The 23228-nt window shown below is 66.8% G+C and carries 23 protein-coding genes; 15 read left to right on the top strand and 8 right to left on the bottom strand.

Annotation, left to right across the window (positions count from 1 at the left end; genetic code table 11):
* Window positions 1-49: 49 nt before the first annotated feature.
* The 3 genes from ASG07_RS07455 to secA all read left to right on the top strand — a co-directional run bounded on the left by ASG07_RS07455 (window position 50) and on the right by secA (window position 3421).
* The gene (locus ASG07_RS07455; protein ID WP_055843917.1) at window positions 50-250 is read left to right on the top strand and encodes a hypothetical protein; all 201 of its coding nucleotides are present in this window, start codon (window positions 50-52) and stop codon (window positions 248-250) included.
* A gap of 74 nt (window positions 251-324) precedes the next feature.
* Window positions 325-582, top strand: a complete 258-nt coding sequence (locus tag ASG07_RS07450) for a hypothetical protein (protein WP_055844041.1) — start codon at window positions 325-327, stop codon at window positions 580-582.
* An 82-nt stretch (window positions 583-664) separates the two neighbouring features.
* Complete coding sequence (gene secA, locus ASG07_RS07445) at window positions 665-3421, top strand: preprotein translocase subunit SecA (RefSeq protein WP_055843914.1); 2757 nt, start codon at window positions 665-667, stop codon at window positions 3419-3421.
* 95 nt (window positions 3422-3516) lie between these two features.
* On the opposite strand, the gene ASG07_RS07440 is transcribed toward secA, so the two are convergent.
* Together ASG07_RS07440 and ASG07_RS07435 are read right to left on the bottom strand one after the other, a co-directional pair.
* Window positions 3517-4143: a CC0125/CC1285 family lipoprotein gene (locus ASG07_RS07440; RefSeq protein WP_055843912.1), complete on the bottom strand. Its 627-nt coding sequence runs from the start codon at window positions 4141-4143 to the stop codon at window positions 3517-3519.
* Window positions 4144-4243: 100 nt separating this feature from the next.
* On the bottom strand, window positions 4244-4660 hold the full coding sequence (locus ASG07_RS07435) for a secondary thiamine-phosphate synthase enzyme YjbQ (RefSeq protein WP_055843910.1): 417 nt from the start codon (window positions 4658-4660) through the stop codon (window positions 4244-4246).
* Between the two features lie 55 nt (window positions 4661-4715).
* Here ASG07_RS07435 and ASG07_RS07430 point away from each other — a divergent pair, with 55 nt between their 5' ends.
* The 4 genes from ASG07_RS07430 to ASG07_RS07415 all read left to right on the top strand — a co-directional run bounded on the left by ASG07_RS07430 (window position 4716) and on the right by ASG07_RS07415 (window position 8295).
* Entirely contained in the window at window positions 4716-5702 is a 987-nt protein-coding gene (locus ASG07_RS07430; protein WP_055843909.1) for a cation diffusion facilitator family transporter, read from the top strand.
* A 158-nt stretch (window positions 5703-5860) separates the two neighbouring features.
* Window positions 5861-6625, top strand: coding sequence for a molybdate ABC transporter substrate-binding protein (gene modA / locus ASG07_RS07425; protein WP_055843907.1), 765 nt, complete (start codon window positions 5861-5863; stop codon window positions 6623-6625).
* Window positions 6626-6853: 228 nt separating this feature from the next.
* On the top strand, window positions 6854-7540 hold the full coding sequence (gene modB, locus ASG07_RS07420; protein WP_055843904.1) for a molybdate ABC transporter permease subunit: 687 nt from the start codon (window positions 6854-6856) through the stop codon (window positions 7538-7540).
* A complete protein-coding gene (locus ASG07_RS07415) occupies window positions 7537-8295 on the top strand; it encodes an ATP-binding cassette domain-containing protein (RefSeq protein WP_055843903.1) in 759 nt (252 codons plus the stop codon). Before modB ends, ASG07_RS07415 begins: the two co-directional genes overlap by 4 nt.
* A gap of 14 nt (window positions 8296-8309) precedes the next feature.
* On the opposite strand, the gene ASG07_RS07410 is transcribed toward ASG07_RS07415, so the two are convergent.
* The 4 genes from ASG07_RS07410 to ASG07_RS07395 form a co-directional block, all read right to left on the bottom strand.
* A complete protein-coding gene (locus tag ASG07_RS07410) occupies window positions 8310-9044 on the bottom strand; it encodes a phosphocholine cytidylyltransferase family protein (protein ID WP_055843900.1) in 735 nt (244 codons plus the stop codon).
* Between the two features lies 1 nt (window position 9045).
* Window positions 9046-10137, bottom strand: coding sequence for an inositol-3-phosphate synthase (locus ASG07_RS07405; protein ID WP_055843898.1), 1092 nt, complete (start codon window positions 10135-10137; stop codon window positions 9046-9048).
* On the bottom strand, window positions 10137-11012 hold the full coding sequence (locus ASG07_RS07400) for a CDP-alcohol phosphatidyltransferase family protein (protein WP_082474598.1): 876 nt from the start codon (window positions 11010-11012) through the stop codon (window positions 10137-10139). Before ASG07_RS07400 ends, ASG07_RS07405 begins: the two co-directional genes overlap by 1 nt.
* A 97-nt stretch (window positions 11013-11109) precedes the next feature.
* A complete protein-coding gene (locus ASG07_RS07395) occupies window positions 11110-13161 on the bottom strand; it encodes an NAD(+) synthase (RefSeq protein ID WP_055843893.1) in 2052 nt (683 codons plus the stop codon).
* 244 nt (window positions 13162-13405) lie between these two features.
* On the opposite strand from ASG07_RS07395, the gene ASG07_RS07390 reads away from it, so the two are divergent.
* The 7 genes from ASG07_RS07390 to ASG07_RS07360 all read left to right on the top strand — a co-directional run bounded on the left by ASG07_RS07390 (window position 13406) and on the right by ASG07_RS07360 (window position 19201).
* A complete protein-coding gene (locus ASG07_RS07390) occupies window positions 13406-13753 on the top strand; it encodes an ArsC family reductase (protein ID WP_055843890.1) in 348 nt (115 codons plus the stop codon).
* Between the two features lie 60 nt (window positions 13754-13813).
* Complete coding sequence (locus ASG07_RS07385) at window positions 13814-14248, top strand: hypothetical protein (protein WP_236694582.1); 435 nt, start codon at window positions 13814-13816, stop codon at window positions 14246-14248.
* A gap of 24 nt (window positions 14249-14272) precedes the next feature.
* A complete protein-coding gene (gene panB, locus ASG07_RS07380; protein ID WP_055843888.1) occupies window positions 14273-15133 on the top strand; it encodes a 3-methyl-2-oxobutanoate hydroxymethyltransferase in 861 nt (286 codons plus the stop codon).
* Between the two features lie 97 nt (window positions 15134-15230).
* Window positions 15231-15944, top strand: a complete 714-nt coding sequence (locus ASG07_RS07375) for a tetratricopeptide repeat protein (RefSeq protein WP_055843886.1) — start codon at window positions 15231-15233, stop codon at window positions 15942-15944.
* Complete coding sequence (locus tag ASG07_RS07370; RefSeq protein ID WP_055843884.1) at window positions 15941-17266, top strand: outer membrane protein assembly factor BamB family protein; 1326 nt, start codon at window positions 15941-15943, stop codon at window positions 17264-17266. Before ASG07_RS07375 ends, ASG07_RS07370 begins: the two co-directional genes overlap by 4 nt.
* Before the next feature lie 50 nt (window positions 17267-17316).
* A complete protein-coding gene (gene der, locus ASG07_RS07365; protein ID WP_055843883.1) occupies window positions 17317-18681 on the top strand; it encodes a ribosome biogenesis GTPase Der in 1365 nt (454 codons plus the stop codon).
* Between the two features lie 82 nt (window positions 18682-18763).
* On the top strand, window positions 18764-19201 hold the full coding sequence (locus tag ASG07_RS07360; protein ID WP_055844037.1) for an Hpt domain-containing protein: 438 nt from the start codon (window positions 18764-18766) through the stop codon (window positions 19199-19201).
* A 41-nt stretch (window positions 19202-19242) separates the two neighbouring features.
* Here ASG07_RS07360 and ASG07_RS07355 read toward each other — a convergent pair whose 3' ends face one another.
* A complete protein-coding gene (locus tag ASG07_RS07355) occupies window positions 19243-20355 on the bottom strand; it encodes a trypsin-like serine protease (RefSeq protein WP_055843881.1) in 1113 nt (370 codons plus the stop codon).
* A gap of 144 nt (window positions 20356-20499) precedes the next feature.
* Window positions 20500-22719, bottom strand: coding sequence for a phosphoribosylformylglycinamidine synthase subunit PurL (purL, locus tag ASG07_RS07350; protein WP_055843878.1), 2220 nt, complete (start codon window positions 22717-22719; stop codon window positions 20500-20502).
* Window positions 22720-22851: 132 nt separating this feature from the next.
* Between purL and ASG07_RS07345 the strand changes: the two genes are divergently transcribed.
* Entirely contained in the window at window positions 22852-23226 is a 375-nt protein-coding gene (locus tag ASG07_RS07345; protein WP_055843876.1) for a hypothetical protein, read from the top strand.
* Window positions 23227-23228: the final 2 nt, after the last annotated feature.

Genomic DNA, 23228 nt, shown 5'->3' with positions numbered 1-23228 from the left:
CGGAGGCGTCGTCGGCCAACCTTGGTCTCTCAAGCAAATTCACGCGAAGATGCAGATTGCGAAGGGTAAGCTGTACCTGTTCGTCGGCATCAATGGCACCTGCAAGTTCGCGATATCGCAGCTGGTCGACAATGGGTCCTCACGCCAGGTGCGGCGGCCTCACGCGGAAAGCCAGACGGTCGAGACGCGGCAACTGGCGGAGCGCAGACGCCACGCATATCTCGGGACGTTCCAGCAAACCGGCATATGATCGGTGGCGTGGCGTGGTGGGGCTGTAGTCGTGGGATGGACGGATTGATCTGCCAGCCTTATGTCGGGCGGCGCATGAACCTGTTGCTGCTCCTGTCTGCTTTGCTGTCTGCGCTGACGGGCGTCGTCAGCAGCGTGCGCGTGCCGGAGGTGTCGCATGCGGTGGCCGGAAGCGCACGCGTCGCAGGCGCCGCGGAGGCGCGCCGGCCTGCTGCGACGAGGCGGCCGGTTCGGGGGCTGCCGATGCTCGCGAGCCTCGTGGCCATTCCGCTCTCGATCGTATTGCCGCTCCGATCCCGTGAGCCGCTCTGGGCGAACCGTCGGCGCGAATAGCTGCGCCTTCCGTCCCCTTGTTTGTTTCCGCGCGGGCCCTTGATAGGGCGACCGCGCTTTCTCCATATCAGGAATCCCGCCCATGTTCGGTGGCCTCGCCAAATCCATTTTCGGGTCTTCCAACGACCGATACGTCAAGTCTCTCAACCCGCTGATCGCGAGGATCGCGTCGTTCGAACCGACGCTGGAGGCGCTCGACGATGCCGGTCTCGCCGCGCAGACGACGAAGTTCCGCGAGCAGCTGGCGAACGGCGCCAAGCTCGACGAACTGCTGCCGGAGGCTTTTGCGACCGTCCGGGAGGCCGCGCGGCGCGTGCTGGGTCAGCGGCATTACGACGTGCAGATGATCGGCGGCATCGTCCTCCATCGCGGCGAGATCGCGGAGATGCGGACGGGTGAGGGCAAGACGCTGGTGGCGACGCTGGCGACATACCTCAACGCGCTGCCGGGCAAGGGCGTGCACGTCGTGACGGTGAACGATTACCTCGCCAGCCGCGATGCCGCGTGGATGGCGCAGGTATATGGCTTTCTCGGCCTGACGACGGGCACGATCATCCCGAACCTGACCGACGAACAGCGCCGCGCCGCCTATGCCGCGGACATTACCTACGGCACGAACAACGAATTCGGCTTCGACTATCTGCGCGACAACATGAAGTACGACCGCGGCTCGATGGTGCAGCGGCCGTTCAACTTCGCGATCGTCGACGAGGTCGACTCGATCCTGATCGACGAGGCGCGTACGCCGCTCATCATCTCCGGCCCGACCGACGACAAGTCCGACCTGTACCTGAAAGTCGACGCGGTCGTGAAGCAGTTCAACCCGGAGGATTACGAGAAGGACGAGAAGCAGAAGTCGATCATCCTTACCGAGGACGGCACCGAGCGTGCCGAACGGATGCTGGAGGCGGCGGGTCTGTTGCAGGGCGAGAACCTGTACGACTTTGAGAACACGCAGGTCGTGCATCACCTGAACCAGGCGCTGCGCGCGAACATGATGTTCAAGGCCGACACGGATTACATCGTCAAGGACGGCAAGGTCATCATCATCGACGAGTTCACCGGTCGCATGATGGACGGCCGGCGCTGGTCGGACGGCCTGCACCAGGCGGTCGAGGCGAAGGAGGGCGTCGAGATCGAGCCCGAGAACCAGACGATGGCGTCGATCACGTTCCAGAATTATTTCCGCATGTATCCGAAGATCGGCGGCATGACGGGCACGGCGGCCACCGAGGCAGCCGAGTTCTACGACATCTACAAGATCAACGTCGTCTCGATTCCGACCAACGTCCCCGTCCAGCGGATCGACGAGGAGGACGAGTTCTACAAGGACACGCAGGACAAGTTCCGGGCGATCGCCAAGAAGATCCGCGAGCATGCCGAGAAGGGTCAGCCCGTGCTGGTCGGCACTGTGTCGATCGAGAAATCGGAGATGCTGTCCGAATTCCTGACCGAGGAAGGCGTCGATCACAAGGTCCTGAACGCCCGCTATCACGAGATGGAGGCGCATATTGTTGCGCAGGCGGGGCGGAAGTCGGCTGTGACCATCGCGACCAACATGGCGGGGCGCGGGACCGACATCCAGCTGGGCGGCAACCTGGAATTCCGGATGAACGACGAGCATCCGGAGTTCGATGCCGGCACGCCGGAATACGAGGCGATCGCCGAGCGCGTCCGGGCCGAGATCGTCGCCGAGAAGGCGGCGGTGCTGGCGAATGGCGGGCTGTTCGTGCTGGGCACGGAGCGGCATGAGAGCCGGCGCATCGACAACCAGTTGCGTGGACGTTCGGGGCGTCAGGGCGATCCGGGCTTGTCGCGATTCTACCTGTCGCTGGACGACGACCTGCTGCGCATCTTCGGTCCCGACACGCTGTTCGCCCGCATGATGCGGTCGAACATGGAGGATGGCGAGGCGATCGGCAGCAAGTGGCTGACCAAGGCGATCGAGACCGCGCAGAAGAAGGTCGAGGCGCGCAACTACGATATCCGCAAGCAGGTCGTCGAATATGACGACGTGATGAACGACCAGCGCAAGGTCATCTACGAACAGCGCGCCGACATCATGGATGCCGACGCGGACGCCGTTAACGACATGGTGTCCGACATGCGCGCCGAGACGGTCAACGTCGTCGTCAGCGACAGTTGCCCGCCCAACTCCTATCCGGAGCAGTGGGACATTGAGGGTATGCGGACCAAGCTGTCCGAACTGCTGGCGTTCGAGCCGCCGCTGGACGAGTGGTTGAAGGAAGAGGCGATCGACCCGGAGATCGTCGAAAGCCGGGTGCAGGAAGCGGCCGACGCGGCGATCGCGGAGAAGTCGGCGCAGCTCGATCCGGAGACGTGGACGCAGGTCGAGAAGTCGATCCTGCTCCAGAACCTGGATCACCACTGGAAGGAGCATCTGGCCACGCTCGACGCGCTGCGCCAGGTCGTCCACCTGCGCGCCTATGCCCAGAAGACGCCGATCAACGAGTATAAGCAGGAGGCGTTCAGCCTGTTCCAGCGGATGCTCGACACCATCCGCGAGGATGTGACGCGCACCGTGTCGCACGCCAATTTCCAGTTCCAGCCGGCACCATCGCTGCCCGACCTGCCCGATTTCATCACGACGCATTTCGACCCGTTCACGGGCGAGGACAATTCCGCCGATATCGATGCCGGAACGCGTGGCTATGTCACCACGACGCTGCCGCCGCTCCAGATCGTTCGGCCGGAGGCGGCGGAGATCGGCGAGGATCCGGCGGAATGGGAAGGCCGCGTCAGCCGGAACGCACCGTGCCCGTGCGGGTCGGGGCGCAAGTACAAGCATTGCCACGGACAGGTCGCGGCAATGGGGTAAGCCGGCTGCCCGCTACCGGCGCAAGACCACTGGACACATGAAAAGCCCCGCCGGATCGGCTCCGGCGGGGCTTTTGTTCGCAGTCGGTGGCGGAATCAGCGGCGACGCTGATCCGGCAGGACGACCGACGGACCCACCGAATCGACGACGCGGCGTGCATCGAAGGCGCGGATATTGTCGCGCGGAATGGGGCCCTTGCGCATCACGATCTCCGCGCTGGCTTCGTAGCGATCGATCGTTTGCACGTCGAAATTGTTGCCCCACGGACCGAAACCGCCACCGAGCCACGGGTCCCACGTGCGCCAGCCGAAGCCGCGGCCACGATAGCGCCACGATGGACCCCAATATCCGCCGAAGCCGCCATAGCCCCACGGTCCGCCGATGCCCGGCGTCGAGAATGTCCGCGACTGAAGGTTGGTGTCGCGGTCGGCCATCACGAAATAGTCGAAGCCTTGTTGCAGCGTCAGTTCGGCGGCCCGGAAGAACAAATAGCGTTCGACCGTGTCGCGCGACGTCACGCTGTTGCCGGCGAAACTGACCAGAAAGCGATTCGGCTCGATCTGTCGATCGCTATAACCCTGACGGTTGAAGCCCTGACCAGTGGCCGGACGGTACCGGGTTTCCGTCGCACACCCCGCGACGAGAAGGGTCGATGTGGCGAGTGCCGCCACGACAGCCTTTCGGCCGAACCTTGTAGCCTTGCGGCCTGACGAAAATGCCATGTTCCACGTCTCCGTTCGCGGCCGATGCGGCGAACCGCCCCGTATTAGCCGTTGGATGTGGAACGAGCGATGAACGGCTTGGCTCCCGTTCAGCAAACGATCATTCGCCGAGCATGTGCAGCGCCAGCGTGCGGCGATGCGGCCGCCGGCGATGTTCGAACAGGTAGATGCCCTGCCATGTCCCCAGAACCATCGCGCCGTCGATTAGCGGGATGCCCAGTTGCGTCTGCGTCAGCGCGCTGCGGAGATGTGCGGGCATGTCATCGGGTCCCTCGTCGTCATGCTCGTAATCCGTGCTTTCGGGAGCGATCCGGGCAAAATAGCGTTCGACGTCCCGGCGGGCGGCGGGGGCGGCGTTTTCCTGGATCAGCAGCGAGGCGGAAGTGTGGCGGCAGAAGATCGTCAGCAGACCGGCGTCATAGCCCTCGGCATCGACCCATTCCGTAATTTGCCGCGTGATCTCGTGCAGGCCCTGTCCCGGCGTGGCGATCGTCAGCATCGTGGTGGATTGGCGCATGAAGCCCTAACCGCCGGCTTCTCCGATCGCTCCCGCCGGGGTAAGGCCATGATCGATGAACCACGATCACGCGAACCACGGGCATGACCACGATCATGGGCATCCGCACGGGCATTCTCACGGAGGGGGCCATGCCCACGGGGCGGGTCATGTCCATGGCGGCGGCAACAAGCGGGCGGTGCTGATCGGGTTCCTGCTGACGGCGGGGTTCATGATCGCGGAGGTGATCGGCGGCTATCTCTCCGGGTCGCTGGCGCTGATCGCGGATGCCGGCCACATGCTCACCGATGCCGCGGCGCTGGGGCTGGCGTGGCTGGGGTTCCACATCGCCGCCCGCAAGCCCGATGCGAAGCGGTCGTTCGGCTATGCCCGGTTCGAGGTGCTGGCCGGCTTCGTCAACGCGCTTGCGCTGTTCGGCCTGACGATATGGATCGTGGTGGAGGCGGTGCAGCGGATCGCCGATCCGCATCCGGTGCTGGCCGGGCCGATGCTGGTGATCGCGGTGCTGGGGCTGGTGGTGAACTGTCTGGTCTTCGCAATCCTGATGCGGGCGGATCGCGAGCAGATCAACATCAGGGGTGCGATCCTGCACGTCGCGGGGGATCTGCTGGGTTCCGTCGCGGCGATCGTCGCGGCGGGGGTGATCTGGGTCAGCGGCTGGACGCCGATCGATCCGATCCTGTCGGTGCTGGTGTCGCTGCTGATCCTGCGCAGTGCGTGGGCGTTGCTGACGCAGTCGCTGCACATCCTGCTGGAAGGCGTTCCGGAGGGGCTGGATGCGGGCCGGCTGGAGGCGGATATCGCCGCCAGCGTGCCGGGCGTCGTGGGCGTTCACCATGTCCACCTCTGGTCGCTGAGTTCGGGCAAGACGCTGGCGACGCTGCACGTCGACATGGCGGCGGGGGGTGACCAGCCGGCGATTTTGCGACAGGTGAAGACGCTGCTGACCGAGCGTTACGCCATAGGACACACGACGATCCAGATCGAATCGGCCGGCGACTGCGTAGACAAGGATTTCAAGAATCTGGCCGCGGAAGGTTAGGCAGAGGTCAGGCCCGTGCGACGTTCGCAGAGGACTGTCCGGTGGCTTGTGTTCGACACCCATATCGGAGGATCGTCGGGTTATAGGACAACGGCACCGTCGCAGGTCGGTGGCACGCGGGGCTTGTCGTGGCGATCAGGCGTTGTATCCGTAGGGATATGAAAAATACACGCCGTTTCGTGATCGCCGGTCTTGCCGCGAGCTTCGCCCTTCCCGCCGTCGCGCAGACCCCACTGCCGCTGACCGTGTTCGCGGCGGCTTCTCTGACCGATGCCATGCAGGCAGTGGGTCGCGCCTATCGAAAGCGGACAGGGCAGGCGGTGCGCTTTTCCTTTGCGGCGAGCGGGACGATCGCGCGGCAGATCGCGGCGGGCGCGGGGGCGGACCTGTTCGTCTCTGCCGACGAGCGGTGGATGGACGAACTCGCGCGCGGCGGCCGGCTGCAACCGGGGATGCGACGCGATCTGCTGGGCGGACGGCTGGCGCTGGTCGCGCCGCGGGCGAGCCGGGTGCGGCTGACGATCCGGCCGGGATTTGCGATCGGGGCGGCGCTGGATGGAGGGCGTCTGGCGATCGGCCAGCCCGACGCGGTGCCGGCGGGGCGCTATGCGCAGACGGCGCTGACCCGGCTTGGCGTGTGGCAGCAGGTGGCAGGGCAGCTCGCGCCGGCAGCGGACGTGCGCGCGGCGCTGGCGTTCGTGGCGCGCGGCGAGGCCCCGCTGGGCGTCGTATACGAGAGCGATGCGGCGGCGGAGCCGGGGGTGCGGATCGTCGGGCTGTTTCCGGCGGCGAGTCACCCGGCGATCGTCTACCCGGCAGCGGTGGTGAAAGGGGCGGGGCCGGGGGCGGCACGCTTCTACCGATATCTGGGCGGGAGCGAGGCTCAGGCGATCTTCCGACGGTTCCGGTTCCGGGTGGTTTGAAGGACCGGATATTTGCGGGAGATCCTGGTTTGAAGCGCAGCCACCCCGACTGCGGGCGTCGTACGCTCGCCATGACCCGTGCGGGGTTTCGGCTCCAGCCTTCGCATGGTTCCGGGCTGGCGAGGTCCTTGCCGGGCCGTGGAGGGGAGGCGTGTTCCATGCGCTCACGAGAGCGGGGCACCCCTCCGTCAGGGCTGCGTCACGATCGCTTAAGACGGCGGCTGCCCTTTGCTGAGTCCTGACGAATGGGAGGCCCTGCGCCTGACGCTGGTCGTGGCCGGCGAGGCGACGCTGTTTGGGATGATCGCGGCGGTCGGGTTCGCGTGGGTGCTGGCGCGGTACCGGTTTCCGGGGCGGGTGCTGCTGGATGCCGGGCTGCACGCGCCATTGATCCTGCCGCCTGTGGTTGTGGGCTTCGTACTGCTGACCATCTTCGGCGTGCAGGGGCCGGTCGGACGATGGCTGGATGCGTGGTTCGGGGTGCGGCTGGCGTTCACCAGCGCGGGTGCGGCGCTGGCGGCGGGCGTCTGTGCGTTCCCGCTGATGCTGCGGAGCGTGCGGCTGGCGATCGAGGGTGTCGATCCGAAGCTGGAGGAGGCGGCGCGGAGCCTTGGGGCGGGAGCATGGGACCGGGCCGTCACGATCGTGTTGCCGCTGGCGTGGCCGGGGCTGGTCGCGGGCGCGGTGGTCGGATTCGCAGCGGCGCTGGGCGAGTTCGGCGCGGTCATCACCTTCGCCGCGAGTATCCCGGGCGAGACGCAGACGCTGCCGCTGGCGATCTATGCCGCGTTGCAGGTGCCGGGCGGCGAGGCGACTGCCGCCCGCCTGTCGGCGATATCCTTCGCGCTGGCGATCGCCGGACTGGTCGCGTCGGAGGCGTTGCTGCGGTTCGGGCGTCGGCGGGCGGGCGCATGAGGGTCGCGGCGCGGCAGCGGCTGGGCGCGTTCCGGCTCGACGTGGCGTTCGAAGGGCCGGAGGACGGGGTGACGGTGCTGTTCGGCCCGTCCGGCGCAGGCAAGTCGGCGACGCTGGCGGTGGTGGCGGGGCTGACGCGGCCGGACGAGGGCGTCGTCGCGGTGGGCGACCGGGTGCTGAACGATACCGCGGCCGGGGTGTTCGTGCCGGCGGAGCGGCGGCGGATCGGTGTGGTGCATCAGGATGCGCGGCTGTTCCCGCACCTCTCGGTCGAGCGGAACCTGGCCTATGGGTGGAGCCGGGCCAAAGGCGAGCGGCGGATCGGGTGGGATGCGGTGATCGACGTGCTGGCGATCCGGCCGCTGCTGGGGCGGTCGCCGCGCGATCTGTCGGGCGGCGAGCGTCAGCGGGTGGCGCTGGGCCGCGCGATGCTGAGCCAGCCGACACTGTTGCTGCTGGACGAGCCGGTGTCCGCGCTCGATGCGGCGCGGCGCGGAGAGGTGCTGGGCTTTGTCACGGAGCTGAGGCGGCGGTTTGCGATGCCGATGCTGTATGTGACGCACAGCGCCGACGAGGCGCGGACGGTGGGCGATCATCTCGTGCGGATCGAGGCCGGGCGGGCTGTGGGGGAGGGGGTGCCGGGGATTATGTTGCCAGCGCGCGACGTACTCGGTGAGGTCGTGGCACCGGGGCTGGTGCGGGTTGCGGAGGATTGGGCGGTGGGGCGTTCGGTGCGGGTTCGTCTGGAGGGGTAGGTTGCGCGAACTGTTCAGGCCGCCCGCGCGAGCATCCAGTCCTCGGCCTTGGCGAGCGCCGCGGCGTCGTCGACGTCGATCCACTCCAGATCGCTGCAATCGACCGTGAACGCGCGTGCGTCGGCGGCGAGCATCCGCATTCCGTCGGTCAGCGACGGCGCGGCGAGGCTGGCGAGCGCGTCGAACAGCGCTGGCCCAATCGCGAAGACGCCGGTGTCGTAGGCGTCGGCATCGGCCATGCCGCCCGCCGCGAGCTTGCCGATCTCCACGATCGCATCGCCGCAGGTGCGAACCCATGTCACGTCGTCGGGATCGACCCAGGGGTGGCCGATCCGGCGATCGATGCCGAGCGTGGTGCCCCCGCGCGCGCCGGTGGCGGCGAGGCGGGCGTAGAGCGCCGGGGCGACAAGGTGATCGCACATCGCCAGCACCGCTTCCTCGCCCTCCAGCAGGGGCGCGGCGGCGAGGACGGAGACGCCGTTCGGCTCGCGGTGGTCGCGCGTCATCACCGTGTCCACCACGAGCGGCCAGTCGCGCGTGGCGAGGTGTGCGGCGATCGCCTCCGCGCCGTATCCCAGCACCACGACCGCGCGCGTCAGCCCGGCCTCCGCCATGCCGTACAGCGCGTGATCGATCAGGGGGCGACCGCCGACCGGGCAAAGCGGCTTGTAGGGCGCGCTGCCCCGCAAGCGGCTGCCATGGCCGGCGGCGAGCAGGACGCCCGTCAGGATCGCCCCGGTATCATTCATCTCACGCGGCCGCGATGAACTTCTCGACCTCGATCTGGGCGATGTCGTCGGTCATCTGCGTGCGCGGATGCTTGCAAAAATAGGCCGAGGCGGGGTCGATGACGCCACCGATGCCGCGATCGACCGCGATCTTGGCGCAACGGATCATGTCGATCGCGACGCCCGCGGAGTTGGGCGAATCCTCGACCGACAGGCGCAGTTCCAGGTTCATCGGCACGCCGCCGAACAGCTGGCCTTCCATGCGCAGGAAGCAGACCTTGTTATCGTTCTGCCACGGCACATAGTCGCTGGGGCCGATATGCACGTTGTCGTCGTCCAGACGCTCGGCGGCGACGGACTGCACCGCCTCCGTCTTGCTGATCTTCTTCGACGCCAGACGGCGGTGGTTCGACATGTTCAGGAAGTCGGTGTTGCCGCCGGTGTTGAGCTGGTACGTCCGATCCAGCTTCACGCCGCGCTTCGCGAACAGGTCGGTCAGCACGCGGTGGACGATCGTCGCGCCAAGCTGCGCCTTGATGTCGTCACCGACGATCGGCACGCCGGCATCCTCGAACCGCTTCGCCCAGACCGGGTTCGACGCGATGAAGACGGGGATGTTGTTGACGAAGGCGACGCCGGCCTCGATCGCGCATTCGGCGTAGAATTCGGTCGCCTCCTGGCTGCCGACGGGGAGGTAGTTCATCAGCACGTCCGCGCCCGACGCCTTCAGCTCCGCGATGACCTGTTCCTTGGTCGGCTGCGTGTCGTTGGCGACGATGAAGGTGCGATCGTCCTTGAAGTCGGCCATGTGCTCGGCGACGCCGTCCAGCACCGCGCCCATCTTCACGATCGTGCCGGTGGCGGGCAGGTTCGCAGCGAACACGGCGGTGCAGTTCGGCTTGGCGAACACCGCCTCCGCCACGTCCTTGCCGACCTTGCGCTGGTCGACGTCCCACGCGGCGACGACCTTGATATCACTCGGCTTATAGCCGCCGACTTCCCAGTGCATCAGCCCCACGGCATCGTTCGTGCCCTCACGATAATATTCCAGGCCCTGCACGAGCGAGCTGGCGCAGTTGCCGATCCCGACGATCGCGATACGGATAGTGCCCATTATTGTCCCTGTTCCTTGACAAGATACTGTGCCGCCGACGCCTCGGTCGCGGCAGGAGAGTTGTGGGTCCGGAACGTCCACTCCACCCGGCGATGCCAGGCAAGGCCGGCGATCGCGACGAATGAGAGCGGTGCGATCTCGAACCACCAGAAAAGACGCGGGTCGCCCATAAGGCATGCCACGAAAATCGCCAGCACCCGCATGTTTGCGGTTTCGAGCGACAACAACCTCATCGGCGCAACGGCCGCGTCGCCATAGCGGCGGCCGAGGGCGACCGGATCGGTGCTGCCCGCAAGATCGCGTTCGAACGCGCCGGCCATACGGTCGGGCACGCTGGCGAACCAGTCATAGAAGCGGACGAGCGCGTTACCCTCCGCCGCCGGGGAGGCTACGCGCGCTACACCCCGAATGCGGCGGTGGAAGCGGGCGCGCTCCCCCTCGTACAGGCTCGATTGCACCGCGTGGGCGACACCGGCAGCGACGGCGAGCGCCCAACCCTCGACCGTGCCGACAGTGAAGGCAAGCGAGACATAGATCAGTGCGAAGACGCCGTGGTCGCACAGCCCGTCGAGCATCCGGCCCAGCGCGCTCGACGTGCCGGTCGCGCGCGCGACCATGCCGTCCAGACCGTCCGCGATCAGCCAGCCGATCGACAGCACCAGTCCAAGGAGTTCGAAGAACGGCCGGTCGAACTGCGCATAGCTGAGCGCCGCCGCGGCCCCGAGGGCGAGGCCCGCCACCGACACGGAATTCGCGGAAATGCCGCGGCGAACCGCCCAGGGCAGCAGCAGGCGCCCGGTGGGGTGGATCAACCAGAGATTGGATGGGTCCTCGATCCGGCGATCGCGCGACCCGTCCGGTGGAGGCACTGTCATAGGATTTTCACATGCTCCAGCCAGGAACATTTGGCAACGTGGCGAATTGGTAACAATCGACCAATCGTTAACGATTCGTCGCTATCGCGAAAACCTTTCATTTCGGACAGTTGGTGGCGAGTTCCTCCAGCCAGACGCGGGCGGTGCCGTCGGACGGCGCGCGCCAATCGCCTCGCGGGCTGACCGCGCCGCCCGACGATACCTTCGGCCCGTTGGGCAATGCCGACCGCTTGAACTGGCTGGTGCGGAAGAAGCGGTCGAGGAACTTTTCCAGCCAGAAGCGGATCGCCGGCAGATCGTAGGCGACGCGCGCATCCTCCGGAAAGTCGGCGGGCCAGCGGCCGGAGTCCGCATCCCGCCACGCATGCCAGGCGAGGAAGGCGATCTTCGACGGAGCAAGGCCGTGGCGAAGCACGTAATGCGCGAAGAAGTCGTTGAGTGCATAGGGCCCGATCTTCGACTCGGTCGATTGCAGCGCGCCGTCCTCTCCCGCCGGGACGAGTTCGGGGCTGATCTCCTGCGCGAGGATCCCGGCAAGGACCTGATTCGTGGCCTCGTCATACTGGCCGTCGCGGATGCACCAGCGGATCAGGAACTGGATCAGCGTCTTCGGCACCCCGGCATTGACCGCATAATGACTCATGTGATCGCCGACGCCATATGTGCACCAGCCGAGCGCCAGCTCGCTGAGGTCGCCGGTGCCCAGCACCAGCCCGCCGCGCTGGTTGGCGAGGCGGAAGAGATAATCGGTACGCAGGCCGGCCTGGACATTCTCGAACGTCACGTCATAGACCGGCTCGCCGCGTCCGAACGGATGATCCATATCTTTCAACATCTGTGTGGCGGCGGGGCGGATGTCGATCTCGTCCGCCACGATGCCGAGCGCGCGCATCAGCGCCCAGGCATGCGCCTTCGTACCCTCGCCGGTGGCGAAGCCGGGCATGGTGAAGCCGAGGATGTCGGAACGCGGGCGGCCGAGCCGGTCCATCGCCTTTGCCGCGACGATCAGCGCGTGCGTCGAATCGAGGCCGCCGGACACGCCGATCACCAGCGTCTTCGATCCCGTCGCGGACAGGCGCTTCGCCAGTCCCTCGACCTGGATGTTGAACGCCTCGTAACAGTCGGCGTCGCGCTTGTCGGGATCGTTGGGGACGAAGGGGAAGCGGCGGACATCGCGCTCGAGGCCGGTGTCGCGCGCATCGTCGCCGTGCATGAAGGCGATGCGGCGGAAGCGGGTTTCCGGATGGCCGGCGAAGACGGCGGCGTCGTTGAAGGTGCCGAACCGCGTCCGCTCCTGCAACAGCCGCTCCGCATCGATATCGGCGACGGCAAGTTCGGGGTCATGGCCGAAGCGGGTCGACCCGGCGAGCAGTTCGCCGAGTTCGTAGACCAGCCCCTGACCGTCCCATGACAGGTCGGTCGTGCTCTCGCCCGGTCCAGCGGCGGAATAGACATAGGCGCAGACTGCGCGCGCCGACTGCGCCGCGGCGAGCATCGCCCGCTCCCGCGCCTTGCCGATGACGATGTTGCTGGCGGACAGGTTGCAGCAGATCAGCGCCCCCGCCAGCGCACCGGCGGTGGAGGGCGGGGTGGGTGCCCAGTAATCCTCGCAGATTTCCGCATGGAAGGTGAAGAAGGGCAGGTCGGTGGCGGCGAAGAGCAGGTCGACGCCGAACGGCACGTCCTCTCCGCCGATTGCGATCGTCAGCCCGTGGAGGCCAGCGCCGCTGACGAACCAGCGTTTTTCGTAATATTCGCGGTAGTTGGGCAGGAAGGTTTTCGGCACCACGCCAAGGATGCGACCGCGCGCGATGACGACGGCGCAGTTGTACAGGCGACCGGCCCGCTCGATCGCGGCACCGACGATCAGCACGGGCTTCAGGTCGCGGCTGGCATCGCGCACCGCGACGATCGCCGCCAGCGACGCGCTTTGTTGCGCGGATTGCAGGTGCAAATCGTCGATCGCGTAGCTTGTGAGGTTCAGTTCCGGAAACACGACGAGGTCGACGCCGCGGTCATGCGCGGTCCGCGCGAGCGCGATCGCCGCCGCCGCGTTGGCAGGGGCATCACCGACGCTGGCCGGCGGCGTCGCCGCGGCGACCCGAACCATACGCTGGCGATGAAGGGCGTAGAACGGATGCGTGGTCATGACCGGCAGAATAGCGCGGGTGGGAGCGGGGCGCTATGATTCAGGATGGTGGTGTGAGGGTTTCGCGTCATGCGCGTTGCCCGTCAGGGATCAAGAAATTTACAGGCCCCCGTCGTGTGTGAACGCTAGGTGCGCGGCCATGGCGGCGAGCAGTCTGATGTTCGCCCTGGCAATGCCGGCGGCCGGGTCGGGATGGCACGACACAGCGGGGCGGCGAAGCAGCCGCCGAGATGAAGGAATTACGATGACGATCACGATGTACGGCATCCGCAACTGCGACACGGTGAAGAAGGCGCGGGCGTGGCTCAATGCTAACGGGACCCCCTTTGCGTTCCACGACTACAAGACGGCCGGCGTCGATGCGGAGCGGCTGGCGGGATGGGTTGAGCGGCTGGGGTGGGAGAAGCTGCTCAACCGCAACGGGACGACGTTTCGCAAATTGCCGGAGGCGGAGCGGGGCGATCTGGACGCGGACAAGGCCACTGCGCTGATGATCGCGCACCCGTCGGCGATCCGGCGGCCGGTGGTCGAAGCGGGCGACGTGCTGCTCGTAGGGTTCGATACGGAGGCTTACAGCGAACGGTTGGGTTGAGCCGCTTGCGTAACGACTGCGGTAGGCGCAGCATCGCACCTTGGAAAATCGGGGGAATCAATGGCTGGCTGGACGAAAACGCCCTTGTGGTTCCGCACCCTGGCCGTCGTGCTGATCCTGTGGGGCGCGATGGGCGTGTTGGCGTGGGTGCAGCAGATGCGGCTCGGGGCGGAGGCGATGGGGCCGGCGACCGCGTATGACCGCGCGCTCTACGCCAGCCTGCCGGGCTGGTATGACTGGGTGTACCTGATCGCGGTGGGTACGGGGCTGGTCGGTGCGGCGATGCTGTTGCTGGGGTCGGCGCTGGCGCGGCCGGTGTTCGCCGTTTCGCTGGTCGGGGTCGTGGTGATGTTCGGCTGGATGTTCCTGGCGACCGACATCGTCGTGGTCAAAGGCGTTCCGCTGGCGATGGGCTTTCCGATCGTCATCGTCGCGATCGCCGTCTTGCAGCTATGGCTTGCCGGCATGGCCGCGCGGCGTGGCTGGATCGGCTGAGGCGGCGGCGCTACACCGCGGACCATGTCCACGACCTACACGCTCGATACGGCGACCAGCCGCGCCAACCCCACGCCCGCGCCGATCAAACGCCTGACGGTGCCGGCCATCCGGCGGCGGAAGGGGGCGGAGCCGCTGGTGATGCTGACGGCCTATACGGTGCGGACGGCGCAGTTGCTCGATCCGCATTGCGACATGCTGCTGGTCGGGGACAGTCTGGGGCAGGTGGTCTACGGATTGCCGTCGACGGTGCCGGTGACGCTGGAGATGATGGCGGCGCACGGGGCGGCGGTGGTGCGGGGCAGCTATCACGCGGTCGTCGTCATCGACATGCCGTTCGGCAGCTACGAGGCGTCGCCCGAACAGGCGTTCGCCAGCGCGGCGCGGCTTCTCAAGGAAACCGGCGCGGCGGCGGTGAAGCTGGAGGGCGGGGAGGCGATGGCGCCGACCGTGCGCTTCCTGACCGAACGCGGGATTCCCGTTATGGGACATGTCGGGCTGACGCCGCAGGCGGTGAACGTGCTGGGCGGCTACGGCGCGCGCGGCCGGACCGAGGCGGAGGCGGCGAAGATCGTCGCGGACGCCGTGGCGGTGGCAGAGGCCGGCGCGTTCGCGATCGTGATCGAGGGCGTGGTCGAGCCGATCGCTGTCGCGATCACGCGGGCGGTGGACTGTCCGACGATCGGCATCGGTGCCTCGGCGCAATGCGACGGCCAGGTGCTGGTCGGCGAGGACATGCTGGGCCTGTTCGACCGGGTGCCGCGCTTCGTGAAGCGGTACGACGATCTGGCGACGCGGATCGGCGACGCGGCGGCGGCCTTCGCCGTGGATGTCCGGTCGCGGGCGTTTCCCGGGCCGGAGCAGGTCTATGCGCCGAAGGAATGAGTGCGGTTCCTGATCGAGGTTCATCCGCCGCTTCCCCTTGCGCGCGTCCCCGGCTATGGCGCGCGATCAACCTGTCCCGACTTTCTGGAGCCGCTGCTTGCCCCTCTCGCCGCACGATAACGAAGCCTTTCTCCGCGAAGTCGACGAAGGCGTCCGGCGCGACCGGCTGACCGATTTCTGGACCCGCTGGGGCAAGCTCGCCGCCGTAGCGCTGGTGCTGGCGATCGCGGCGTTCGGAGGGTTCCTGTACTGGCAGCATCGCCAGACCGAAGCCGCTGGCGAGCAGGGCGTGCAGTTGTCGCAGGCGTTCGAGGCGCTGGGCGCAGGCAACGTCGCCGGCGCGCAGCCGACGCTGGCGACGCTGGCGACCGAGGGACGTGCCGGATATCGCGCGCTGGCGAAGTATACGCAGGCGGATATCCTGTTGCAGAAGAACGACCTGAAGGGTGCCGCTGCCAAGTTCGCGGAGGTTGCGGGCGATACGTCGCTGGGTAAGCCGTTCCGCGATCTCGCGCTCGTCCGCCAGACCAGCGCCGAGTTCGACACGTTGAAGCCGCAGGTCGTCATCGAGCGGCTGCGGCCGCTGGCTGTACCGGGCAGCGCGTTCCTGGGCAGCGCGGGCGAGATGGTCGCGATCAGCCACCTGCGTACCGGCCGCCGCGACCTGGCGGGTCAGCTGTTCGCCCAGATCGCGCGGGACGACGGCGTGCCCGAATCCCTGCGTCAACGCGCCGTTCAGATGGCGGGCGCGATGGGCGTCGACGCCGTTCCCGCTCCCGCTGGCGCGGCCGCAAACCAGGAAGCCCGATGATGAAGTCCTTTCGCGCGCCGGCCCTGCTGCTGGCGCTGACCGCACTGAGCGCGTGCGGCATCTTTTCCGGCGGCGGCGCCAAGAAGACGCCAACGCTGGGTGAGAGGGTGCCGATCCTGACGTCGGAGAACGACGTCCGGACCGATCCGACCATGGCGGACGTGGCGGTCGCTCTGCCGGCGGCAACGGCGAACGAGACGTGGACGCAACCGGGTGGCAATGCGGCCAAGTCGATGGGGCATCTGGCGCTGGCAGCGAACCCGAACCGGGTGTGGCAGGCGACGATCAACGGCGGCTCCAATCGCGAACGACTGGCGGCGACGCCGGTGGTGGCCGAGGGCAAGCTGTTCGTGATCGACGTCGCCGCCGTGGTGCACGCGTTCGATGCGCAGAGCGGCGCGGTATTGTGGTCGCAGAAGATCACGGCAAACGAGGAAAACCGCACGGCGCGGTTCGGCGGCGGCGTCAGCTACGACGAGGCGAAGCTTTACGCCACGGACGGATTGGGCGACGTCGTCGCGCTGAACGCGGCGGACGGGAGGGAATTGTGGCGGTCGAAGCCCGGCGGACCGTTGCGCGGCAGCCCGACGATCGCCAACGGCAACGTCTATGTCATCACGCAGGACAACCAGATCTTCTCGCTGAGCCAGACGGACGGCAAGGTGCAGTGGGTGCAGGCGGGAACGCTGGAGACGCAGGGCGTATTCGGCGTCGCCGCGCCGTCAGCGAGCCAGGGATCGGTCGTCGCGGGCTTCTCATCAGGCGAATTGAGCGCCTATCGATACGAGAATGGCCGCGTGTTGTGGCAGGACGCCCTGTCGCGCACGTCGATCACCACGTCGGTGTCGAGTCTGGCGGACATCGACGCGGAACCCGTCATCGAGGGTGGGCGCGTCTATGCGGTCGGGCAGGGTGGGCGCATGGTCGCGCTGGAACTGGCGACCGGGCAGCGGCTGTGGGAGCAGAACCTAGCCGGCATCTCGACGCCGTGGATCGCGGGTGAGTGGCTGTTCGTGGTCACCGATGACGCGCGGTTGGCATGCCTGTCGCGGGCCAGCGGCAAGGCGCGGTGGTTGGCGCAGTTGCCACGCTTCCGCAACATCAAGAAGCGGTCCGGGCCGATCACGTGGTTCGGGCCGGTATTGGCGGGCGATCGGCTGGCGTTGACCAATTCGCGCGGGCAGCTTGTGTTCGTCTCGCCGACCGATGGTGCGGTCGGGCAGACGATCGAAACCGGCACGCCGTTCTCGCTGCCGCCGATCGTCGCGAACTCGACCGTCTACACGGTGGACCAGAAGGGGCGCGTGTCGGCGTTCCGCTAGGGTGATGCGGGGGGTTTTAGCGGACCCCCACCTCCGCTACGGCACGGGTCATGCCAAAACTCCCCGTGGTCGCGATCGTCGGCCGACCCAATGTCGGCAAGTCGACTTTGTTCAATCGCCTCGTCGGCAAGAAGCTTGCGCTGGTCGACGACCGGCCGGGCGTGACGCGCGACCGGCGGGAGGGCGACGCGCACCTGCTGGGCATGGATTTCCGCGTCATCGACACCGCAGGGTATGAGGATCACGACGCGCAGACATTGCCCGGCCGCATGCGGTTGCAGACCGAGGCGGCCGTGGCCCAAGCCGACGTCGCACTGTTCCTGTTCGATTCCCGAGCCGGCATCGTCCCGCTGGACGAGGAGATCAGCCGGTGGCTGCGCCAGTCGAGCACCCCTGTGATTCTGGTCGCGAACAAGGCCGAAGGACGCAGCGGCGAGCAGGGTATCCTGGAGTCACTCAGCCTCGGATTCGGATACCCGGTTCAGCTGTCGGCCGAGCACGGCGAAGGCGTCGCCGATCTCTTCGAATCCCTGTTGCCGCTGATCGAGGGCGCCGAGACGGCGGCGGACGAGGAGGACGACGATCGTCCCGACGCGCCGCTGAAACTGGCGATCGTCGGTCGACCAAATGCGGGCAAGTCGACGCTCATCAACCGCATATTGGGGCAGGATCGCCTCATTACCGGGCCGGAGGCCGGCATCACGCGGGATTCGATCGCGATCGACTGGGTCTGGCATCCACCCGGCGGCGGCGAGCATCCGGTGCGATTGATCGACACCGCGGGCATGCGCAAGCGCGCCAAGGTGCAGGACAAGCTGGAAAAGCTGTCGGTTGCCGATGCCCTGCATGCGGTCGATTTCGCGGAGGTCGTCGTGCTGCTCCTCGACGCGACACTGGGGCTGGAGGCGCAGGATCTGCGGATCGCGGACCGTGTTCTGGAGGAGGGGCGGGCGCTCATCATCGCTCTCAACAAATGGGATGTGGCCGAGAATGCGTCGTCGCTGTTCAACGGCGTCAAGCGCGCGCTGGAGGACGGGTTGAGCCAGGTGAAGGGCGTGACCGTCGTCACGGTATCGGGTGCCACCGGCCGGGGCATCGACCAGATGATCGGCGCGGCGTTCGAGGCGCGCGATGCGTGGTCGAAGCGGGTCGGCACGGGCGAGCTCAACCGCTGGTTCGAACGTGCGATCGAGGCCAATCCGCCCCCCGCCGCGGGCGGCAAGCGGATCAAGATGCGGTACGTGACGCAGGTGAAAACTCGGCCGCCCAGCTTCGTGATCTTCGGCACGCGCGTCGATCAACTGCCTGCCAGTTACGAACGCTATCTGGTCAATTCGATGCGGAAGGATCTCGGCTTTGGAGCCGTGCCGGTGCGGCTGAGCCTGCGCGCGCCTAAAAATCCTTTCGACCCGTGAAATGAAAATGGCACGAGGCAACTATTGGTTTACGCGTTTCCGCTAGAGAGCGGTTCGGGTTCACCAACAGAAAGTGCGCAACGTGTCGTTCGAGGGCAGCAGTTTGGTCGACTGGGCCGCCTACAATCAGGCGCGGTCGGAACTGGGTACGGGCTTCGTCCGCATTCTTGGCTATTTTCGGGAGGACGGCGTTAAGTCGGTCATCGCGATCGAAGCCGCGATGCGTGCGAACAACGCCGCAGCACTGGTCATTCCCGCGCACACGCTGAAGGGTGAGTCGCGGCAGTTCGGCGCGGAGCCACTGGGCATGCTGGCCGAGAAGATCGAGAACATCGGCCGCGACTGTGTCGAGGCGCAGGACACCCCGGAAGAGGCGTTGGCGCCGGTCGCCCGATTGCGCCCCTTGTTCGAGGAGACGCTGACGCTGCTGGAGCGGGAAGCCAGTCCCGTGGTGGCGACGGCGGTCCGCAGGCCCATGGGCGGCGGCTTTGGCCGTCGCGGCGTCTCCGCCGGGGCATGACGAACCGCGGACCGGCGAAATGCCGGTCCGCGACGTCGATATCAGGCGAAGGTCACCGTCGTGCGACGGCGGCGACGAAGCGAACCGCCGACCGCGCCGCCACCGAGCATCATCATAGCCCAGGTCGCGGGTTCCGGCACGGTGCCGCCGACCATCGAGCGACGAATGAATGTCTGGTGGATGCTGACGGGGACGAAACCGCCCAGTTCACCCCAGCTATTGTTCAGCGCGTTGTCGACGTCGCCGAAGTTCATGCCGAACGACGAGATGAACGACGTGACCGTTGCGATCCGGCCGTTCACGAAGCTCGGGCCGCCCGAGTCTCCACCGGCGATCATCACTTCCATCGCACCGCGGCCGGTATCGCAGAACCCGTTGCCCGCGCCCAGTGCGACGGCGATCCGGCATCCGCTATCCTGCGAAGCGAGACCGTTGTCGAAGTCCGCCAGCATGATCTTGCTCTTGGCGGCGGTCCCGCCAAACGCGCCTTCGAACTGGCCGTTGAAGGCGGGGTCGCCGATCGCGTAGTCGAACTTGTTGTCGCCCTGACGACGACGGCCGGGGTTCAGGTTGGCACCCACCGATCCGCCGGTGTCCGAACGACGGCCGAAGCCGGCGACGTTGAAGTCCTGACCAGTCAGGTCGCCGGTGAACAGGCCGTAGCTCTTCGCGAAGCTGGGAGCGAGGTCGGACAGGCGGAGGACCGCGATGTCATTCTCATCGATGACCTGGCCGGTGTAGCCCGAGTTGACGAAATAGGACGCGACGCTGACGCTGGTCGCGAGCGTGCTTGAGCTGGGGACAACGTCCGGATCGATACCGCCGTAAAAATAGGCGGTCGTCTTGATCGGGGTGGGCGTTCCGTTACCGCCGCTGACGCAGTGCGCGGCCGTCACGATCGAGCGACGGTCGGCGAGCAGCGAGCCCGAGCAGATGAAGGACCCGCCCGAGGTTTCCATGATGAGCGACACGACACCGTTGTACCGCGCTGCGTTCGCGAAATAGCGCGGATCGCCGCCGCCGACGAGGGTGGCGGTCGAGGTCTGGCCGACGATCATCGGTGCCGAAACGGCGCGCAGCGAACCGGCGTTGGCCTGCACCGCCATGGTCAGGGCCACGGACGCGCCGAGCGCGCCGAGAATGACGTTCTTCAAGATATTTCCCCCGTTTCGCGGGCTAAAGCCGATTTCGACTTGCCTGCTGCCAATCCTTAACAGGAGATTTACCGTTTCCAATCATGAAATCTGGATGCCGTCCCGATTTGACGCAGCGCGGCGCGATATCGGTCCGGACCGGCATCACGCCAAAGCAGCATCGGTTCCCATCAGGGCCGGAAAAAAGCCCTCATGCGCGGTTCGCAATGCGTCGAGTGCGACCACGTCGTCGCGATCGGGACGCTCGAAGATCAGGCGCTTGCCGCCGGTACGGCCGAGCGGTTCGACCTCGACATCGGCGGCATGCGCCTCTGCCAGGAAATCGAGCAGGGCGGGATCGTGGACGGTGACGATGTAGACGCCCTGGTCTTCCGCGAAGAAACTGCGCGCGCAGTCGAACGGCTGCTTGCGGTCGATCATCGCGCCGATGCCGCTGGCCAGCGCCATTTCCGCCACGGCCACGGCGACCCCACCGTCCGACACGTCGTGACAGGCGGTGACCTGACCCGCCTCGATCCGCGCGCGAATGAAGTCGCCGGTGCGGCGTTCCGCCGCAAGATCGACGGGCGGGGGCGGGCCTTCCTCGCGGCCATGCACCTCGCGCAGCCACAGCGACTGGCCGAGATGGCCGCCACGCGTACCGACCACAAGGACGATGTCACCGGTGCCCTTGAATGCGATCGTCACGTTCTTCTGCCAGTCCGCGAGCAGGCCGATCGCGCCGATCGCCGGCGTCGGCAGGATCGCCGAGCCACCGCCGGTCGCCTTGGATTCGTTGTAGAGCGAGACGTTGCCGGACACGATCGGGAAGTCGAGCGCGCGGCAGGCGTCGCTCATCCCCTCCAGACAGCCGACGATCTGGCCCATGATCTCCGGGCGTTGCGGGTTGGCGAAGTTCAGGCAGTTAGTAACCGCCAGCGGGTTGCCGCCGACCGCCGTGATGTTGCGCCACGCCTCCGCGACCGCCTGTTTGCCGCCCTCGACCGGGTCGGCGAAGCAATAACGCGGGGTGCAGTCGGTGGTGATCGCCAGCGCCTTGTCCGTTCCGTGGACGCGGACGACGGCCGCATCGCCACCGGGGCGCTGCACGGTGTCGGCGCCGACCATGTGGTCGTACTGCTCCCAGATCCAGCGGCGCGACGCGATGTCGGGCGAGCCCATCAAAGTTGTCAGGTCTGCCGCGATGTCCTTGCACCCCGGTACGGTTTCCAGCGGCCCGGGCTTCGGCGTCGGAACGTGCGGACGATCGTAGAGCGGCGCCTCGTCGGCGAGGGGTCCGAGCGGGATGTCGCACACGGTCTCACCCTTGAACGTCAGGACCATGCGGCCGGTGTCGGTGACGCGGCCGATGACGGCGAAGTCGAGTTCCCACTTGCGGAAGATCGCCTCCGCCTCGGCCTCGCGGCCGGGCTTCAGGACCATCAGCATGCGCTCCTGCGATTCGGAGAGCATCATCTCGTAGGGCGTCATGCCGGTCTCGCGCTGGGGGACGTCGTCCATCACCAGTTCGATGCCGACGCCGCCCTTCGACGCCATCTCGACCGAGGAGGAGGTGAGGCCGGCGGCACCCATGTCCTGAATCGCGACGATCACGTCGGTGGCCATCAGTTCGAGGCAGGCCTCGATCAGCAGCTTTTCCGTGAAGGGGTCGCCGACCTGCACGGTCGGGCGCTTGGCGTCGGCATCGTCGCCGAAATCGGCGGACGCCATCGTCGCGCCGTGGATGCCGTCGCGGCCGGTCTTCGACCCGACATAGACGATCGGGTTGCCGATGCCGGATGCGGCCGAATAGAAGATCTTGTCCTGATCGGCGATCCCGACCGTCATCGCGTTGACGAGGATGTTGCCGTCATAGGCGGCATGGAAGTTCACCTCGCCGCCCACGGTCGGTACGCCGACGCAATTGCCGTAGCCACCGATGCCATGGACGACGCCCGCGATCAGGTGGCGCATCTTCGGGTGGTCGGGCCGGCCGAAGCGCAGCGCGTTCATGTTGGCGATCGGCCGCGCGCCCATCGTGAACACGTCGCGCAGGATACCGCCCACGCCCGTCGCCGCGCCCTGATAGGGTTCGATGTAGGAGGGGTGATTATGCGACTCCATCTTGAAGATCGCGGCCTGATTGTCGCCGATATCGACGACCCCGGCGTTCTCGCCCGGCCCGCAGATCACGCGCGGCCCGGTGGTCGGCAGCTTCTTCAGGTGGATGCGGCTGGATTTGTAGCTGCAATGCTCTGACCACATCACCGAGAAGATGCCCAGTTCGACGAGGTTCGGCTCCCGCCCGAGCGCGTGCAGCACGCGGTCATATTCCTCGGTGGACAGGCCGTGCTCGGCGACGATCTCGGGCGTGATCTGGGTCATGGAGTGGGCTGTAGCGGGGTGGGGCGAAGGCGTCACCCCACCCGCTCGCCAATCGACATCAAGGACGGTGTCGATCCGATTGCTTCCGTTCGGCCGACTGCTATCATCCGCAGGTCAAAAGGGGAGGTCGGGATGTTTTCGATTGCTTTGCTCGCCGCGGTAACCATGCCGAACGCCACGATCATGGGCGATTTCGACCGCGACGGACGGATGGATCGGGTACGGCTTGAGCGCAAGGGAGAGGCCTACAACATCGTGATGTATCGCGCGACGGGGGATGTCGAGCCGGTGCAACGCGGCGTCACTCCGGTCGAGAACTTCAAGTTCAAGAAGGTCAGCCGCGAAGCGCGCGGGGCCGCGTGCCAAGCGGCGTCCGTATCGCGCTACGTCTGCGATGCGGGTGACGTTCTGGAATATGGCACGGCCAGCGATTACGTCATCGCGATCTGGAATGGCAGCCGCTTCGTGCTCCACCGGCCGCTCTCCCCGCAGACGGCCGCCAGTTAGGT

The sequence above is a fragment of the Sphingomonas sp. Leaf343 genome, assembly GCF_001423765.1.
Classification (GTDB): domain Bacteria; phylum Pseudomonadota; class Alphaproteobacteria; order Sphingomonadales; family Sphingomonadaceae; genus Sphingomonas.
The sequence above is the reverse complement of the archived record's forward strand: the minus strand, read 5'-3'. Positions and strand labels throughout refer to the sequence as shown.

What these genes read in the sequence shown, in the direction of transcription:
- ASG07_RS07390 (WP_055843890.1), top strand. Translation starts at nt 13,406, where the DNA reads ATGACGATCACGATGTACGGCATCCGCAACTGCGACACGGTGAAGAAG.
- purL (WP_055843878.1), bottom strand. Translation starts at nt 22,719, where the DNA reads ATGACCCAGATCACGCCCGAGATCGTCGCCGAGCACGGCCTGTCCACC.
- ASG07_RS07415 (WP_055843903.1), top strand. Translation starts at nt 7,537, where the DNA reads ATGAGGGTCGCGGCGCGGCAGCGGCTGGGCGCGTTCCGGCTCGACGTG.
- ASG07_RS07400 (WP_082474598.1), bottom strand. Translation starts at nt 11,012, where the DNA reads ATGACAGTGCCTCCACCGGACGGGTCGCGCGATCGCCGGATCGAGGAC.
- ASG07_RS07385 (WP_236694582.1), top strand. Translation starts at nt 13,814, where the DNA reads ATGGCTGGCTGGACGAAAACGCCCTTGTGGTTCCGCACCCTGGCCGTC.
- ASG07_RS07345 (WP_055843876.1), top strand. Translation starts at nt 22,852, where the DNA reads ATGTTTTCGATTGCTTTGCTCGCCGCGGTAACCATGCCGAACGCCACG.
- ASG07_RS07450 (WP_055844041.1), top strand. Translation starts at nt 325, where the DNA reads ATGAACCTGTTGCTGCTCCTGTCTGCTTTGCTGTCTGCGCTGACGGGC.
- ASG07_RS07405 (WP_055843898.1), bottom strand. Translation starts at nt 10,137, where the DNA reads ATGGGCACTATCCGTATCGCGATCGTCGGGATCGGCAACTGCGCCAGC.
- ASG07_RS07435 (WP_055843910.1), bottom strand. Translation starts at nt 4,660, where the DNA reads ATGCGCCAATCCACCACGATGCTGACGATCGCCACGCCGGGACAGGGC.
- panB (WP_055843888.1), top strand. Translation starts at nt 14,273, where the DNA reads ATGTCCACGACCTACACGCTCGATACGGCGACCAGCCGCGCCAACCCC.
- ASG07_RS07395 (WP_055843893.1), bottom strand. Translation starts at nt 13,161, where the DNA reads ATGACCACGCATCCGTTCTACGCCCTTCATCGCCAGCGTATGGTTCGG.
- ASG07_RS07410 (WP_055843900.1), bottom strand. Translation starts at nt 9,044, where the DNA reads ATGAATGATACCGGGGCGATCCTGACGGGCGTCCTGCTCGCCGCCGGC.
- modA (WP_055843907.1), top strand. Translation starts at nt 5,861, where the DNA reads ATGAAAAATACACGCCGTTTCGTGATCGCCGGTCTTGCCGCGAGCTTC.
- der (WP_055843883.1), top strand. Translation starts at nt 17,317, where the DNA reads ATGCCAAAACTCCCCGTGGTCGCGATCGTCGGCCGACCCAATGTCGGC.
- ASG07_RS07430 (WP_055843909.1), top strand. Translation starts at nt 4,716, where the DNA reads ATGAACCACGATCACGCGAACCACGGGCATGACCACGATCATGGGCAT.
- ASG07_RS07370 (WP_055843884.1), top strand. Translation starts at nt 15,941, where the DNA reads ATGATGAAGTCCTTTCGCGCGCCGGCCCTGCTGCTGGCGCTGACCGCA.
- secA (WP_055843914.1), top strand. Translation starts at nt 665, where the DNA reads ATGTTCGGTGGCCTCGCCAAATCCATTTTCGGGTCTTCCAACGACCGA.
- ASG07_RS07455 (WP_055843917.1), top strand. Translation starts at nt 50, where the DNA reads ATGCAGATTGCGAAGGGTAAGCTGTACCTGTTCGTCGGCATCAATGGC.
- ASG07_RS07440 (WP_055843912.1), bottom strand. Translation starts at nt 4,143, where the DNA reads ATGGCATTTTCGTCAGGCCGCAAGGCTACAAGGTTCGGCCGAAAGGCT.